The following is a 14,706-nucleotide window of genomic DNA, read 5'->3' as shown; positions in this document are numbered from 1 at the left end:
GCTGGTGAGCGCAGTCGCTTTGACAGTCACTCTCAGCCGGCCATGTGTTCTTCGGCGATCCAGGCGCGCAGGCGTTGGCGATGCGGCTCGGACATGGTCAGGAAGCGGAAGCCGGCCCAGGCCTGTCCGGGGGCGTGCGCGGCTTCGGTCCACAACAGGTGCACGCCGACATCGATCTCGGTGGCGCGGCCGATGCGCTCGGGCAGGCTGAAGCGCAATTGATACAGGGCGTCGTCGTGCAGCGGAACCGAGGCCAGCAGCAGCATGCCGGTTTCCGAGACATTGCCCACCCGGCCGATCTGCGCCTCGCTGAGCATGTCGGTCACCGGTACCAGGTCGGACGGCTGGCGGCGTGGTGCGCGGCGGGTGTCCTGGATCATGGGGCGGCCTCGGCAGCGGGCGACTGGCCGGCCAGGCTGCGCAGCGTGCGCACGGTGGCCTGCCAGGCGCGATCGATCAGGCGCGATTTCTCTTCGACCAGCAGGCGCGCCTGGCCGCCGGCCATCAGTCGCGACAGGCCATCCAGCGAGTGCTCGCCGATCTTCTGTCCGCGCTGATTGACGAACAGCGCGTTGCCGGTCATCGGGCTATACCAGGACATCCGTTGCCGACGCAGGTCGCCCTGCTGGTTGATCACGAATTCGAACCAGCTGCCGAACGGCAGGCCCTGCAGCTGCGCATAGCACGCCTCCTCGGCCGCCGAACGCGGGGCGGCGATGTCATTGCGCGGGGCGCTGCCGCCCTGGTCACCCAGCCGCGTGCGCGTCTTGAGCCTGGCGGCGAGTTCGGTGCGCGAGGTCGTCTCGTCCTCGCCACCGGGCGTGGACAGGCGCCGCGCGATCGCCGCCGCTTCATCGTGGTGGTAGCCGACCTGCAGCAGCGCGGTGTCGATCTCGGTGCCGAGCGCGATGTCGGCGGGCTGCCCCTTGCTGCGGCAGGTGACTTCGGCGATGCGCGCGGTCAGCGCCAGGCGCTCGTCCCACTCGGGCGATTGCTCGCCCTGGCGCAGCAGCGTCAGCGTCAGTACGTCCGACCAGGCCTGACGCAGCAGCGCCTGCACGAAGCGCGGCGGGGCGCTGTGCTCGCACAGCTGCTCGATGCGCGCCTCGGCCTGCTGCTTGGCCGACTCCAGCCGCTCCTTGCCGCGCGCGGCATCCACATGGCGCCGCTCGGCGAGGTCGGCCTTGCGCGCCAATGTGCGCAGATGCGCCTGGATCTCGTCGTTGGCCGCGGCGAACACGGCCTCGTCGCCCTGATAGTCGTTGACGATCCTGTCCACCGCGCTGGCCAGCTTGTGCAGCAGCTGCGGGTCGACATCGTCCTCGCCCAGCCAGACCGCGCCGGACTCGGCCACGGTGTTGAGCAGTTCGCGCACCGGGTGCTGGTCGCGGACGAAAAAATGCGTATCGGCCAACGCCGCGCGCACCACCGGCACCTGCAATTTGGCGAGCAGGGCCTGCGCCGGGGTCTGCGGGCGCACTTCGCGTTGCATCTGCGCGTAGAGCAGGCCGAGCAGATCGAAGGTGTCGGTGTGCTGCGGCGACAGCGCGGCGTCCGGGCCGTGTCGGGCCTGCAGCAACGCCAGCACCTGGCGTTGTACCGCATCGATGCCGCCGGGCTGCGAGGCTGCCGCTGCCTGCGCGGCCAGCGGGCCTTGCAGGCTGGCCAGTGCATCGCCGAGGGCAGCGTCGGGCACGGCCATGGCGGCACGCTGGGCAGGGGCTGCTTCAGGCGTCGCCTGCGCGTCTGGCGCCGGCGCTGCGCGGTGATTTGCAGCGTTTTGCGCCGCAACCGCGCCGACGTTGCCGGCTGCCTGCGACTGCCGCGCCGACGCCATCAGGCCGCCAAGCGCCTGCACGGCATCGCGCGGTGCAGGTGCCGCCTGGTCGCCGTAGGTCGCCGCTGCCAGCGTGAGCGGAACATCGGGCGGGCCCAGCAAGGCGCTCTGCCATGGTGTCGGTGCCGATTGCCCGCTCCAGCCGGTTGCAGGCCGCCCGTTGCGCGGCGGCATCGCGCGTGGGCTGGCGGCCGCAGCGTCCTTCGCTGCGGTGGCCGATGCAGGTGCTGTACGCCGCGTCTGCACATGCGTGGGCTTGACCAGGTACGGGTGATAGATCAGTCCCGGCAGGATGCCTTCCTGCGCGAGTGCGGCGTTGGCGCGCTCGTACAGGTCGTTCAAACGCTCGATCACCTGGCGCTCGAACACGCGGTAGAGCGTCAGCTGCCCGTCCAGGCTCAGCCCCAGGGTCTGGCCGCACTGGCGCAACGCGCGGCACAGGGCGTATGGGCCCAATGGCACGGCTTCCAGTTCGAACTCGGCCACCGCGCCGATCACCGCCACCCGCTGTGCCAGCAATTGCAGTGCATCGGCCCTGCGGGAGGTCTCGCGGCGCGCAATCTCGCTGAGCACGATATCGCGATCGATATCGGTGTCTTCCACCAGGGTGAGCAGCTGCGGATGCGCGTGCGCTGCTGCGTCGGCTGCCGGCGTCAGCGACGGGCGATCGCGCAGCGTGGCCAGGTCCTGCGCCAGCTGCTGCAGGAATACCTGTGGAAACCGGTCGATGTGATCGCGCAGGCCACGGGTCTGCGCATAGGCTTCGGCCTGGATCTGGCTGTTGCGGGCATGCTCGGCCTGATGCAGTAGCTCGCGTTCCAGCTCGACGATGGTCAGCCGCAGCGGCCCGCCGAGCGCCTGCACGCAGTGCGCGTGCAGCGCGGCGAGCAGGCGCCGGCCGCGCACGGACACCGGCGCATCGGCGATCGGGCCGCTGAGCGTGGGCTGCAGGGAGGAGGCGGGAGTGGACATCCGGGGGAGGCAGGCTCGATGCGAGGCGTGAGCTATGTAGCATGTTTTCCCATCGCTCAGCGACCACGCGGGCGCCGGACGCGCCTGTCCGCTGTGCTGGTGCGGAACAGGCGCGTGGCGCGCACTCGGCGGATCTGTGCCCGGCGCTGTCGCATGCGTCATTGAGCGCAGCGTGGCTGGGGCGTTGCGCGGCGGCGCGATTGCCGCGCTCAGGCCAGGAACAGCTCGACCACGTCGTTGGTGAAGCGGCGGCCCAGCTCGGTCGGCACCACGCGTCCGTCCTGCGCGGTCATCCAGCCTTGCGCGATCGCGCGCGCCACCGGCAGGTCGATGACCGCCGCGGCCAGCCCGGTGGAAGCCTCGAAGTCGCGCAGGGCGAAGCCCTCGTGCAGGCGCAGCAGGTTGAGCATGTACTCGAACGGCAGCCGCTCGCGCGGCACGATCTCGTCGCCGCCGATCGACGCCGTGCTGCCGGCGCTGGCCAGGTAACTCTGCGGATGCTTGTGCTTCCAGCGTCGCAGCACATGTTGTTCGGCACCGGAACTGATCTTGCCATGCGCCCCGGCGCCGATGCCCAGGTAGTCGCCGAAGCGCCAGTAGTTGAGGTTGTGCGCGCATTGCCGCCCGGGCCTGGCGTAGGCGCTCACTTCGTACTGCGCGTAGCCGGCCTCGGCCAGCAGGCGCTGGCAATGTTCCTGGATGTCCCAGGCCGCATCGTCGTCGGGAATGCCCTTGGGCGGCCGCGCGAAGAACACCGTGTTCGGCTCCAGCGTGAGCTGGTAATGCGACAGGTGGGTGGGCTGCAGCGCAAAGGCGCGTTCGAGATCGCGCTCGGCCTGCGCCAGGGTCTGCTCGGGCAGCGCGTACATCAGGTCGATATTGAAATTGTCGTAGCCGGCATCCTGCGCCAGCGTGATCGCACGCTCGGCCTGGGCACTGTCGTGGATGCGGCCGAGCCGCTGCAGCGCCACATCGTCGAAGGTCTGCACTCCGAAGCTCAGCCGGTTCACGCCGGCGGCGCGATAGCCGTCGAAGCGGCCATGCTCGGCGGTGCCCGGATTGGTTTCCAAGGTGATCTCCAGATTCGGCGCAAAGCGCAGCCGCGCGGCGGCCGCCTGCAGGAAACGGTCGATCGCCTCGGGCGGGAACAGGCTCGGGGTGCCGCCGCCGAAGAACACCGAATGCACCACGCGCCCCCACACCAGCGGCAGGTCCGCATCCAGGTCGCGGATCAACGCATCCACGTACTCCTCGAACGGCAGCACGCCCTTGGCCGCATGCGAATTGAAGTCGCAGTACGGGCACTTGCGTACGCACCAGGGCAGGTGCACGTACAGCGAGAGCGGGGGCGGGATCAGGTCGGGCACTGCATCAGGCCATCGTTCACAGCGACAGGGCGTGCAGCTTGTGCTGCAACGTGGCCAATGCCACCGCACGGTGACTCAGCCGGTTCTTCAACGCGGTATCCATTTCCGCAGCGGTCAGGCCATGCACCGGATCCAGGAACACCGGGTTGTAGCCAAAGCCGCCGGTGCCGCGCGGCGCGGTGGTGATCACGCCTTCCCAGCTGCCTTCGGCGATCAACGGCTGCGGATCTTCCGGGTGACGCAGCAGCACGATCACCGCGTAGAACCGCGCGCTGCGGCGCTCGGCCGGCACCTCACGCAGGGCATCGAGCAACTTGGCGTTGTTGGCCTGTGCATCGGTCGGGCTGCCGGCGTAGCGCGCGCTGTACAGGCCGGGTGCGCCGCCAAGCGCATCGACGATCAGGCCGGAGTCGTCGGCCAGGGCCGGCAGGCCGGTGACCGCGCTGGCATGGCGCGCCTTGATCAAGGCGTTCTCGACGAAGGTCAGGCCGGTTTCCGGCACGTCTTCCACGCCGAGCTCGCCTTGCGCCACGATGCGCAGCGGCAGGTCGGCGAGCATGGCACGCAGTTCTTCCAGCTTGCCGGCGTTGCCGCTGGCCAGGACCAGGTGTTTCATTGCTTGGGCTCCAGCAGGTCCCACTTGGTGCCGTACAGGTCGCGGAACACCACGACCGTGCCGTACGGTTCCTCGCGCGGGGTTTCCAGGAATTGCACGCCGAACGCCTGCATGGCCGCGTGGTCGCGCCAGAAGTCGTCGGTGTAGAGAAAATGATCCACCCGCCCACCGGTCTGGTCGCCGATGCGCGCGCGCTGGGCGTCGTCGCCCGGCTGCGCGAGCAGTAGCGCGGCCTCCTGTGCGCCGCCCGGGCCGATCACCACCCAGCGCTTGCCATCGTCCAGCGGGAGGTCCTGCAGCACCTGGAACCCCAGCGCGCCGGTGTACCAGGCGATCGCCGCATCGTAGTCGGCGACCAGCAAGGTGGTCAGGGCAATGCGTCGGCTCATCCGGCCAGCGCAGCGCGTTGCAGGGCGAACAGCTCGCGCATGCCTTGTTCGGCGAGGGCGAGCAGCGCGTTGAGTTCGTCGCGGCGGAAGGCGTGGCCTTCGGCGGTGCCCTGCAGCTCGATGAAGCCGCCGCCGTCGTTCATCACCACATTCATGTCGGTGTCGCAGTCGCTGTCTTCGGGGTAGTCCAGATCCAGCACCGGCTCGCCACGATAGATGCCCACCGACACCGCGGCCACCGCGCCGATCAGCGGGTGCTTCTTGATGTCGCCGCGCTTGAGCAGCAGGTTCACCGCATCGGCCAGCGCCACGTAGGCGCCGGTGATCGCGGCGGTGCGGGTGCCGCCATCGGCCTGCAGCACGTCGCAGTCCAGGGTGATGGTGCGTTCGCCCAGGGCATTGCGATCCACGCAGGCGCGCAGCGCGCGGCCGATCAGGCGCTGGATTTCCAGCGTACGCCCGCCCTGCTTGCCGCGCGCGGCTTCGCGATCGGAGCGGGTGTGGGTGGAGCGCGGCAGCATGCCGTACTCGGCGGTCACCCAGCCTTCGCCCTTGCCGCGCAGGAACCCGGGCACGCGGTTTTCCACGCTGGCGGTGCACAGCACGCGGGTATCGCCGAAGCTGACCAGCACCGAGCCTTCGGCGTGACGGGTGAAGGCGCGTTCGATGCGCACCGGGCGCAGCTGGTCGGCCGTGCGGCCGCTGGGACGGGAAAAGGTCATGCGATGGGTCCGGAAGTCGGGAGGTGGGTCTGGGGCGGCGCGTGGCGGGGCGGTCAGCCGGCGCGGGCCGCTAGGGTACCATTCGCGCTTTGAAGGTACGGGACTGACGATGATTCGAAGCATGACCGCGTTTGCGGGTGGCGAACGCATCACGCCCTGGGGCACGCTCGGTTGCGAGCTGCGCTCGGTCAACCATCGGTTTCTGGAAGTGGGCGTGCGCCTGCCCGAAGAACTGCGTGCGCTGGAGCCGCTGCTGCGCGAGCGCGTGGCGGCGAAAAACAGCCGCGGCAAGCTGGATCTGGCGCTGCGCCTGCGCGCGCCGGACAACGCGCAGACCCTGGCCGTGAACGAATCGCTGCTGCAGGAACTGGGCGCCCTGGCCACGCGCCTTGACGGCATGTTTCCCAAGCTGCAGGTGGGTTTCACCGATCTGCTGCAGCTGCCCGGGGTGCTGCAGGTGCAGGACGTGGACGCACCGGCCTTGCAGGCCCAGGCCCTGGCATTGCTGGACGAGGTGGTGGACAGTTTCGTCACCGCGCGCGAGCGCGAAGGCGGCAAGCTGGCCGACGCGATCAGCGAACGGGTCGATGCGATCGAACGCATCGCCGCCGAGGTGCGCACGCTGATTCCGGTCATCCGCGAAGGTCAGCGCGCCAAGCTGGCCGCACGCCTGGCCGATCTGCCGCATCCGGTGGACCCGGGCCGCGCCGAACAGGAACTGGTGCTGTGGCTGCAGAAGCTGGACGTGGACGAAGAGCTCGACCGCCTGTCCAGCCACATCGCCGAGATCCGCCGCGTGCTCCGGCAGCGCGAGCCGGTCGGCCGCCGCCTGGATTTCCTGCTGCAGGAATTCAACCGCGAAGCCAATACGCTCGGCTCCAAGTCGGTGGACAGCCGCACCTCCAACGCCGCCGTGGATCTGAAGGTGCTGATCGACCAGATCCGCGAGCAGGTGCAGAACATCGAATAGCCGGGAGTGGTGATTGGGGATTCGGGATTGGTCGACGGCCGTCCCGGGTTTCAGCGGGGCGCGGCCAATACCGGTAGCATATCGACCCCGGTGGTACCGGTCCGCAGCCCGTTTGCGAATCCCGACTCCCCAAGCCCGAATCCCTGACCCTATGCGCGGCACTCTCTATATCGTTGCGGCCCCTTCCGGCGCCGGCAAGAGCAGCATCGTCAACGCCACCCTGGCGCGTGATCCCAAGATCGCCTTGTCGATCTCGTTCACCTCGCGCGCGCCGCGGCCGGGCGAGCGGCATGCCGAGCACTACCATTTCGTCTCCGCCGACGAGTTCCAGGGCATGATCGAGGCGGGCGACTTCTTCGAATATGCGCTGGTGCACGGCGACTGGAAGGGCACCGCGCGCCAATCGGTGGAGCCGCAGCTGGCCGCCGGGCACGACGTGCTGCTGGAGATCGACTGGCAGGGCGCGCGCCAGGTGCGCCAGAAGGTGCCCGACGCAGTCAGCGTGTTCATCCTGCCGCCGTCGCGGCAGGCGCTGGACGAGCGCATGCGCAAGCGCGGCCAGGACAGCGAGGACGTGATGGCGCAACGCCTGGCTGCCGCCCGCGAAGAGATGCTGCACTTCGAGGAATTCGACTACGTCATCATCAACGAAACCTTCGACACCGCGGTCTCGGAGATGTGCGCCATCTTCACCGCCAGCCGGCTGCGCCGGCAGGCGCAGCAGCAACGGCATGCCGGCCTGATCCAGGCGTTGCTGGACTGATTTGCGGGTGCGCCAGGGCGGGAGCGGCGAGTGGCGATGCCACCGTAGCGACGACGCTGCAGCTGGACATCGGCATTCGGCCGGCACGTCGCCGTGGTTCGCAGGCAGGCAGGCGGCCGGCCAGGCGTGCGGGGCCGTTCTGCGCACCAGGGCAGCGATGTGGCTTGATCGATCTGGTCCAAGTGACTGATTCCAAAGCAAACTGAATGACCGCCGGTTGCCCGCCCAGGCGCGCAGGCGTACACTCCGCCCCCTTTCCCTCATTCAGATGCGCGGCCGTTGCTGGTCGCCGGGAGCCCGCATGGCCCGCATTACCGTAGAAGATTGCCTGGAAGTCGTGAACAACCGTTTCGAGCTGGTCATGATGGCCTCCAAGCGCGCCCGTCAGCTCGCCAACGGCGTGCAGCCGCTGATTGAAAATGCCGACGCCAGCGACAAGCCCACCGTGATGGCCCTGCGCGAGATCGCCGCACGCCGGATCGATAACGCACTGATCGACGAAGTGGAGAAGGCCGAGCGCGAGCGTGCCGAGCGCGAAGCGCTGGAATGGGCTGCTGCCGAAGTCGTCGCCGACGAAGACATGTCCAAGAACGACGATTGATCGTCCGCATCGCGGCGATCGATCTGGACAGCCCGCCGCGTGCGGGCTGTTTTCGTTTCAGGCCCGCGTGGCCGCGCGCAGTGTGCAAACGTTTGCCGTGACTGCGTTGCTGGCATAGTCTTCCGGCATGAACCCAGGCCCCACTGCCCAGGCGACCGTCGTGACGTCCCCGTCTTCCGACCAGGCCATCCCCGACTACGTCCTGCATCTCGAACGCGCGGCCAGCTACCTTCCCAAGGAGCAGCTGCCGATCCTGCGCCGCGCCTGGGAAGTGGGCGCCAGTGCGCATGCCGGCCAGACCCGCAAGTCGGGCGAGCCCTACATCACCCATCCGGTCGCGGTGGCCGGCGTGCTCGCCGAGCTCGGCCTGGACATGGAATCGCTGATCGCCGCGATCCTGCACGACACCATCGAAGACACCCCGCTGACCCGCGAGGAACTGGCCTCGGAATTCGGCGAGGCGGTGGCCGAGCTGGTCGATGGCGTCACCAAGCTGGACAAGCTCAAGTTCCGCGACCGCCAGGAAGCGGCGGCGGAAAGCTTCCGCAAGATGCTGCTGGCGATGTCGCGCGACCTGCGCGTGATCATGATCAAGCTGGCCGACCGCCTGCACAACATGCGCACCCTGGGCGCGCAGAGCAGCGAAGCGCGCGGCCGCATCGCGCGCGAAACGCTGGAGATCTACGCGCCGATCGCCCAGCGCCTGGGCATGAGCCTGATCAAGTCCGAGCTGCAGAACCTGGGCTTCCGCGCGCTGTATCCGTGGCGTCACGCCATCATCGAAAAACATATCCGCAGCCAGCCGGTGGTGCGGCGCGAATCGATGGCGCAGGTGGAAGTGCAGCTGTCGCAGCGGCTGGCCAAGGAAGGGCTGGAACATCGCCTGGTCAGCCGCATCAAGACGCCCTGGAGCATCTATTCGAAGATGCACGAGGAGAACAAGTCCTTCGACCAGGTGATGGACGTGTTCGGCTTCCGCCTGGTGGTGCGCTCGGTGGCCGACTGCTATCACGCCCTCGGTGCGGTGCATGCCACCTTCAAGCCGCTGGACGGGCGCTTCCGCGATTTCATCGCCATTCCCAAGGCCAACGGCTACCAGTCGCTGCACACCGTGTTGTTCGGCCCGTACGGCTCGCCGATCGAGGTGCAGATCCGCACCGAGGAGATGGACCTGATCGCCGAACGCGGCGTGGCCGCGCACTGGACCTACAAGGTCGGCTCGGCCTCGCCCAACAGCGCGCAGAGCCGTGCGCACGACTGGATCGTGGAGCTGATCGATTCGCAGCGCGCGGCGGGCTCGTCGCTGGAGTTCCTGGACAACGTCAAGGTCGACCTGTTCCCGGACGAGGTTTACCTGTTCACGCCCAAGGGCAAGATCCTGGCGCTGCCGCGCAACTCCACCGCGCTGGATTTCGCCTATGCGGTGCACACCGACGTGGGCAACCGCGCGGTCGCCTCGCGGGTGGACAAGAAACTGGTGCCGCTGCGCACCAAGCTGGTCAGCGGCCAGGCGGTGGAGATCATCACCGCGCGCTCGGCCACGCCCAAGCCGCAGTGGCTGGAGTTCGTGGTCAGCAGCAAGGCGCGTACCGCGATCCGCCACCAGCTCAAGCAGCTCGAACACGAAGATGCCGTGCAGCTCGGCCACCGCATGCTCGATCGCGCGCTGGAAGCGATGGACAGCTCGCTGGAACGCTTGCCCAAGGGACGCCTGGATGCCTTCCTCACCGAGCATCGCTATCCACGCCTGGAAGCGCTGCTGGCCGATGTGGCGCTGGGCAACTGGATGCCGACCCAGGCCGCGCAGGCGCTGATGGCCTACGCCGAATTGCGCGGTGGCGGCCACTCCAAGCATTCGCACGAAAAGATCCTCATCGACGGCAGCGAGCGTGGCGTGATCAGCTTCGCCAACTGTTGCCAGCCGATCCCCGGCGACGAGATCATGGGCTACCACACCGCCGGCAAGGGCATCGTGGTGCACCGCCTGGATTGCCCGAACCTGGCCGAGCTGCGCAAGTCGCCCGAGCGCTGGGTGCCGATCGACTGGGATTCCAGCGTCAGTGGCGACTACGACACCGCCCTGATCGTCGAGGTGGAAAACCGCACCGGCGTGCTGGCCCAGCTGGCCGCGGCGATCGCGCAAAGCCAGTCCAATATCGAGCGGGTGGATTACCTGGACCGCGACTTCAACGCCGCGGTGCTGCGCTTCAACATCCAGGTGCGCGACCGCCGCCATCTGGCCGAGGTGATGCGCCGGCTGCGGCGGCTGCATGTGGTGCAGAGCGTAGGGCGGCAGTAGGCGTCCAGGGGCGTGCCCGGGGGCCGGCCTCCCGGATCGGTTCGCGGCGAAGGCGCTGCGCTTTTATCTCTGCGGCGTAGCGCCCTGCAGGGCGGGTGAAACGGTTGATGCAGCGCAGTGCTGGCATCGTGAGTTACTGCAGGCGCCGCGGCGGAAGCGCTGCTTGCTCGCGGCGGCGGGGACTGCGTGTGCCTGGCGGTTGTTCGATGCGATGTCTGCGCTCGGCATGTCATGCCCGCTGTGACGGCGCTGCGCGGTGTTCGTTGGACGTGGAAGGCATGCACCGCACCCGCCCTCAGGACACTCCGGCGTGCGCGCGTCGGCCAACCTCGATGCCCAAGCTCTTGGAGCAGGTGTTGCTGTGTGACTGCGGCGAGCAGTCCTGCTTGAATCGCGCAGGCGCGGGCTCGCCGTGCTCAGGCAATCAATCGGCGCAGCGCCGGATTGTCGTTGTCCTGCTTCCATACCAGATGCAATTCCACCGGCGTGGCAGGCGCCTCATCGCGCAGCGGCAGGTACACGATGCCGGCATAGCGCAGGCCGCTGGCCCCCTCGGGTACCAGCGCCATGCCCATGCCGCCGCGCACCAGCGCCAGCACCGAGTGGATCTGGCTGACGTATTGCACCGAGCGTGGCGCGATGCCGCGGCTGCCGAACAGCTGCGCCAGCAGGTCGTAGAAGTAGCGCGCCTCGTCCGGGGCGTAGTTGACCAGCGGCTGCCCATCGAAGTCCTGCAGGCACAAGCTGCTCCGCTGTGCCAGCGGCGAGTCCTCGGGCAGCGCGGCGATCAACGGCTCGCGCGCCACGCAACGACTGTGCAGGCTGGGGCGCTTGATCGGCGGGCGTAGCAGGCCGATGTCCAGCCGCCCCGCGTCCAGCGCATCCAGCTGCGCCAGGCTGACCATTTCCTTGAGCTGCAGGTCCACATCCGGTGCCTGCCTGCGCCAGCGCGCGATGGCTTCGGGCAGGAAGCGGTAGCTGGCGCCAGCGGTGAAGCCCACCGATACGCTGCCGGCATCGCCGGTGCCGATCCGGCGTGCGCGCAGGCCGGCGTTCTCGGCCATGCGCAGGATCGCGCGCGCTTCGGCCAGCAGGCTGCGCCCGGCCTGGGTCAGCCGCACATGCCGGCTGTTGCGCTCGAGCAATGCGGTACCGACGCTGTGCTCCAGCAGCTGGATCTGGCGGCTCAATGGCGGCTGGGTCATGTTCAGGCGCTCGGCCGCGCGACGGAAGTGCAGTTCGTCGGCCACCGCGACGAAGCAGCGCAACTGGGGCAGGTCGAACATGGTGGCAGTCCCTGTTGGGTGGGGGAGTTGGGGCGAGTTCGATGCTGCACGTGCAACATCGCGACGCGCAGGGCCGGGATAAATACGGCACGGGCGCCGCGGGCGGCCGCAACGAACGCGAGCATCCGCCGCGATGACGCCCACGAAAAATCGTTGCAAAGCAGCGATTTGCGGCACTTTCGCACCATCCATGGCGCGATTGATTCAATTTGCATATCAAACAATACGTAATTTGGTTTGGACCAGCAATGATCTGCGTTCCTAGGATCAGCCCATCCCCGCCTAGGAGCGTTTGTCCGATGAGCAGCAGATATACCCCGTCCGAAATGGCCCAGGCGCTTGGCGCCGGGTTGCTGTCGTTTCCGGTCACCCATTTCGATGCCGATCTGGCGTTTGACGAGCCGGCCTATCGCGCCAACCTGGACTGGCTGTCCTCCCACCCGGCGGCCGGCCTGTTCGCCGCAGGCGGGACCGGCGAGCTGTTTTCGCTGACCCTGGACGAGGTCAACCGCGCCGTGCGTGCCGCGGTGACCCAGACCGCCGGGCGCATGCCGGTGATCGCGCCGGCCGGCTACGGCACCGCGATCGCGATCGAAATGGCGCAGGCGGCCGAACGCAGCGACGCCGACGGCATCCTGCTGTTTCCGCCATACCTGACCGAGTGCGATGCCGACGGCGTGGCCGAGCATGTCGAACGCGTCTGCAAGGCGACCTCACTGGGCGTGATCGTCTATGGCCGCGCCAACGCCAGGCTCGACGATGTGACCCTGGCGCGCGTGGCCGAACGCTGCCCCAACCTGGTGGGCTACAAGGACGGCATCGGCGACGTGGATCGCATGACCCGCATCTACGCACGGCTGGGCGACCGGCTGCTGTACGTGGGCGGCCTGCCCACCGCCGAAACCTTTGCACTGCCGTATCTGGAAATGGGCGTCACCACCTATTCGTCGGCCATCTTCAACTTCCTCCCCGAATGGGCGCTGGCGTTCTATGCCGCAGTGCGCGCCCGCGACCACGCCACCATCTACCGCGAGCTCAACGACTTCGTACTGCCGTACACGGTGTTGCGCAACCGGCGCGCCGGCTATGCGGTGTCCATCGTCAAGGCCGGCATGCGCGCGGTGGGCCGCCCGGCCGGGCCGGTGCGCTCGCCCTTGGCCGACCTGACCGAGGCCGAATTTGCGCACCTCAAGCAACTGATCGGAGGGCGCGGCTGATGCATGCCATCCAGGGTGAATCGCTGATCGGACAGCGCTGTGTGCAAGGCACCGGTGCGCCATTCCATGGCGTGGATGCGGCCAGCGGCGCGTCGTTGCAGCCAGCGTTCGGCTCGGCAAGCGTGCAGGACCTGGAACAGGCCTGTGCGCTGGCGCACGCGGCCCTCGATATCTATCGCGACACATCGCTGGAAGCGCGCGCCGGCTTTCTGGAGACCATCGCCGAGCAGATCCTGGCGCTGGGCGATACGCTGATCGAACGCGCGATGCGCGAAAGCGGCCTGCCACGCGCACGCCTGGAAGGTGAACGCGGACGCACCGTTGGGCAGTTGCGGTTATTTGCCAACGTGGTGCGCGAAGGCAGCTGGCTGCAGGCCCGCATCGACCCCGCCATGCCGCAGCGCACGCCGTTGCCGCGCGCGGACCTGCGCCAGCGCCATATCGCGCTGGGGCCGGTGGCGGTGTTCGGCGCCAGCAACTTTCCGCTGGCGTTCTCGGTGGCCGGCGGCGATACCGCTTCGGCCCTGGCGGCCGGCTGCCCGGTGGTGGTCAAGGCGCATGGCGCGCATCCAGGCACTTCCGAGCTGGTCGGCCGCGCGATCCAGGCCGCGGTGGCGCAGTGCGGCCTGCCGGAAGGGGTGTTCTCGCTGCTGTTCGATGCGGGGATCGAGATTGGCGCGCAGCTGGTGGCCGATGCGCGCATCAAGGCGGTGGGCTTCACCGGCTCGCGTGCCGGCGGCATGGCGCTGGTGCAGATCGCCACCGCACGTCGCGAACCGATTCCGGTCTATGCGGAGATGAGCGCGATCAACCCGGTATACCTGTTGCCGCGGGCGTTACAGGCGCGCGCAGCGGCCCTGGGTAAGGCCTTCGTCGGCTCACTCACCCTGGGTGCGGGACAGTTCTGCACCAACCCCGGCCTGCTGCTGGCAATCGATTCGCCGGCGCTGGATGCCTTCATCGCCTCCGCAACGCAAACGCTGCAGGACGTTTCACCGGCGCCGATGCTCAGCGCAGGCATCGGCCAGGCGTACGCGCAAGGCGTGCAACGGTTGGGTGCACATCCGCGAGTGGCCACGCTGGCGCGTGGCGCGGCGGCGGACACGGGGCGTTGCCCGGCGGCGTTGTTCGGTACCGATGCCGATGCCTTCCTGGCCGACGAAGCGCTGCAAGCCGAGGTGTTCGGCGCCTCGTCGCTGCTGGTGCGTTGCAAGGACATCACCCAGGTGCGCGCATTGAGCGAACAGCTGGAGGGCCAGCTCACCGCCACCTTGCACATGGACGACGGCGATACCGCGCTGGCGGCCGCGCTGCTGCCGGTGCTGGAGCGCAAGGCCGGCCGCATCCTGGTCAACGACTGGCCCACCGGCGTGGAGGTCTGCCACGCGATGGTGCATGGCGGCCCGTTCCCGGCCACGTCCGACAGCCGCAGCACCTCGGTGGGCACGCTGGCGATCGACCGCTTCCTGCGGCCGGTCTGCTACCAGGATGTGCCGGCGGCGCTGTTGCCGGCGGCCGTGGCGCACGGCAATCCGCTGGGCCTGTGGCGGCGCGTGGACGGCGCACTGGGCCACGACTGACCGCCCCGCTCGCAACGTTGCCTGAGGCGTGCCGGAGGAGGGTCCGGCACGCCAATCGCAGGCCCACTCGAAGTACCGAAGCGCAGT

General features: G+C 68.5%; 13 protein-coding genes. 6 read left to right on the top strand and 7 right to left on the bottom strand.

Features of this window, described 5'->3' with window-relative positions; all coding sequences use genetic code 11:
- Positions 1-32 precede the first annotated feature (32 nt).
- The 6 genes from C0541_RS16150 to rph form a co-directional block, all read right to left on the bottom strand.
- Positions 33-380: a PilZ domain-containing protein gene (locus C0541_RS16150; RefSeq protein ID WP_115049858.1), complete on the bottom strand. Its 348-nt coding sequence runs from the start codon at positions 378-380 to the stop codon at positions 33-35.
- Positions 377-2,809, bottom strand: a complete 2,433-nt coding sequence (locus C0541_RS16145) for a DUF1631 domain-containing protein (protein ID WP_115049857.1) — start codon at positions 2,807-2,809, stop codon at positions 377-379. The genes C0541_RS16150 and C0541_RS16145 overlap by 4 nt, the downstream gene beginning before the upstream one ends.
- A gap of 209 nt (positions 2,810-3,018) precedes the next feature.
- The gene (gene hemW / locus C0541_RS16140; protein WP_115049856.1) at positions 3,019-4,176 is read right to left on the bottom strand and encodes a radical SAM family heme chaperone HemW; all 1,158 of its coding nucleotides are present in this window, start codon (positions 4,174-4,176) and stop codon (positions 3,019-3,021) included.
- Positions 4,177-4,192: 16 nt separating this feature from the next.
- Entirely contained in the window at positions 4,193-4,792 is a 600-nt protein-coding gene (gene rdgB, locus C0541_RS16135) for an RdgB/HAM1 family non-canonical purine NTP pyrophosphatase (RefSeq protein WP_161960103.1), read from the bottom strand.
- Positions 4,789-5,181 (bottom strand): VOC family protein, encoded by a 393-nt coding sequence (locus tag C0541_RS16130; protein ID WP_115049854.1) that lies wholly within the window; start codon positions 5,179-5,181, stop codon positions 4,789-4,791. The genes rdgB and C0541_RS16130 overlap by 4 nt, the downstream gene beginning before the upstream one ends.
- Entirely contained in the window at positions 5,178-5,903 is a 726-nt protein-coding gene (gene rph / locus C0541_RS16125; protein ID WP_115049853.1) for a ribonuclease PH, read from the bottom strand. The genes C0541_RS16130 and rph overlap by 4 nt, the downstream gene beginning before the upstream one ends.
- A gap of 109 nt (positions 5,904-6,012) precedes the next feature.
- Between rph and C0541_RS16120 the strand changes: the two genes are divergently transcribed.
- From C0541_RS16120 to C0541_RS16105, 4 genes are all read left to right on the top strand, one after another.
- Entirely contained in the window at positions 6,013-6,873 is an 861-nt protein-coding gene (locus C0541_RS16120) for a YicC/YloC family endoribonuclease (protein ID WP_115049852.1), read from the top strand.
- A 151-nt stretch (positions 6,874-7,024) separates the two neighbouring features.
- On the top strand, positions 7,025-7,636 hold the full coding sequence (gene gmk / locus C0541_RS16115; RefSeq protein ID WP_005996765.1) for a guanylate kinase: 612 nt from the start codon (positions 7,025-7,027) through the stop codon (positions 7,634-7,636).
- Between the two features lie 301 nt (positions 7,637-7,937).
- Positions 7,938-8,237 (top strand): DNA-directed RNA polymerase subunit omega, encoded by a 300-nt coding sequence (gene rpoZ, locus C0541_RS16110; protein WP_002812428.1) that lies wholly within the window; start codon positions 7,938-7,940, stop codon positions 8,235-8,237.
- Positions 8,238-8,364: 127 nt separating this feature from the next.
- Positions 8,365-10,536 carry a RelA/SpoT family protein gene (locus C0541_RS16105; protein ID WP_104584756.1) on the top strand — a complete coding sequence of 724 codons (2,172 nt, stop codon included), beginning with the start codon at positions 8,365-8,367 and terminating at the stop codon, positions 10,534-10,536.
- Between the two features lie 416 nt (positions 10,537-10,952).
- Here the strand turns inward: C0541_RS16105 and C0541_RS16100 are convergent, their stop codons facing one another.
- Positions 10,953-11,822 (bottom strand): LysR family transcriptional regulator, encoded by an 870-nt coding sequence (locus C0541_RS16100; protein WP_115049851.1) that lies wholly within the window; start codon positions 11,820-11,822, stop codon positions 10,953-10,955.
- Between the two features lie 299 nt (positions 11,823-12,121).
- Between C0541_RS16100 and kdgD the strand changes: the two genes are divergently transcribed.
- On the top strand, positions 12,122-13,039 hold the full coding sequence (kdgD, locus tag C0541_RS16095; RefSeq protein WP_115049850.1) for a 5-dehydro-4-deoxyglucarate dehydratase: 918 nt from the start codon (positions 12,122-12,124) through the stop codon (positions 13,037-13,039).
- The gene (locus C0541_RS16090; protein ID WP_115049849.1) at positions 13,039-14,619 is read left to right on the top strand and encodes an aldehyde dehydrogenase (NADP(+)); all 1,581 of its coding nucleotides are present in this window, start codon (positions 13,039-13,041) and stop codon (positions 14,617-14,619) included. Before kdgD ends, C0541_RS16090 begins: the two co-directional genes overlap by 1 nt.
- Positions 14,620-14,706 lie beyond the last annotated feature (87 nt).

Origin of the sequence: Xanthomonas arboricola, assembly GCF_003353015.1 — a bacterium.
In the GTDB taxonomy this organism is placed as follows: domain Bacteria; phylum Pseudomonadota; class Gammaproteobacteria; order Xanthomonadales; family Xanthomonadaceae; genus Xanthomonas; species Xanthomonas arboricola_E.
The sequence above is the reverse complement of the archived record's forward strand: the minus strand, read 5'-3'. Positions and strand labels throughout refer to the sequence as shown.

What these genes read in the sequence shown, in the direction of transcription:
- C0541_RS16090 (WP_115049849.1), top strand. Translation starts at nt 13,039, where the DNA reads ATGCATGCCATCCAGGGTGAATCGCTGATCGGACAGCGCTGTGTGCAA.
- rdgB (WP_161960103.1), bottom strand. Translation starts at nt 4,792, where the DNA reads ATGAAACACCTGGTCCTGGCCAGCGGCAACGCCGGCAAGCTGGAAGAA.
- rpoZ (WP_002812428.1), top strand. Translation starts at nt 7,938, where the DNA reads ATGGCCCGCATTACCGTAGAAGATTGCCTGGAAGTCGTGAACAACCGT.
- kdgD (WP_115049850.1), top strand. Translation starts at nt 12,122, where the DNA reads ATGAGCAGCAGATATACCCCGTCCGAAATGGCCCAGGCGCTTGGCGCC.
- gmk (WP_005996765.1), top strand. Translation starts at nt 7,025, where the DNA reads ATGCGCGGCACTCTCTATATCGTTGCGGCCCCTTCCGGCGCCGGCAAG.
- C0541_RS16120 (WP_115049852.1), top strand. Translation starts at nt 6,013, where the DNA reads ATGATTCGAAGCATGACCGCGTTTGCGGGTGGCGAACGCATCACGCCC.
- C0541_RS16150 (WP_115049858.1), bottom strand. Translation starts at nt 380, where the DNA reads ATGATCCAGGACACCCGCCGCGCACCACGCCGCCAGCCGTCCGACCTG.
- C0541_RS16100 (WP_115049851.1), bottom strand. Translation starts at nt 11,822, where the DNA reads ATGTTCGACCTGCCCCAGTTGCGCTGCTTCGTCGCGGTGGCCGACGAA.
- C0541_RS16130 (WP_115049854.1), bottom strand. Translation starts at nt 5,181, where the DNA reads ATGAGCCGACGCATTGCCCTGACCACCTTGCTGGTCGCCGACTACGAT.
- C0541_RS16145 (WP_115049857.1), bottom strand. Translation starts at nt 2,809, where the DNA reads ATGTCCACTCCCGCCTCCTCCCTGCAGCCCACGCTCAGCGGCCCGATC.
- C0541_RS16105 (WP_104584756.1), top strand. Translation starts at nt 8,365, where the DNA reads ATGAACCCAGGCCCCACTGCCCAGGCGACCGTCGTGACGTCCCCGTCT.
- rph (WP_115049853.1), bottom strand. Translation starts at nt 5,903, where the DNA reads ATGACCTTTTCCCGTCCCAGCGGCCGCACGGCCGACCAGCTGCGCCCG.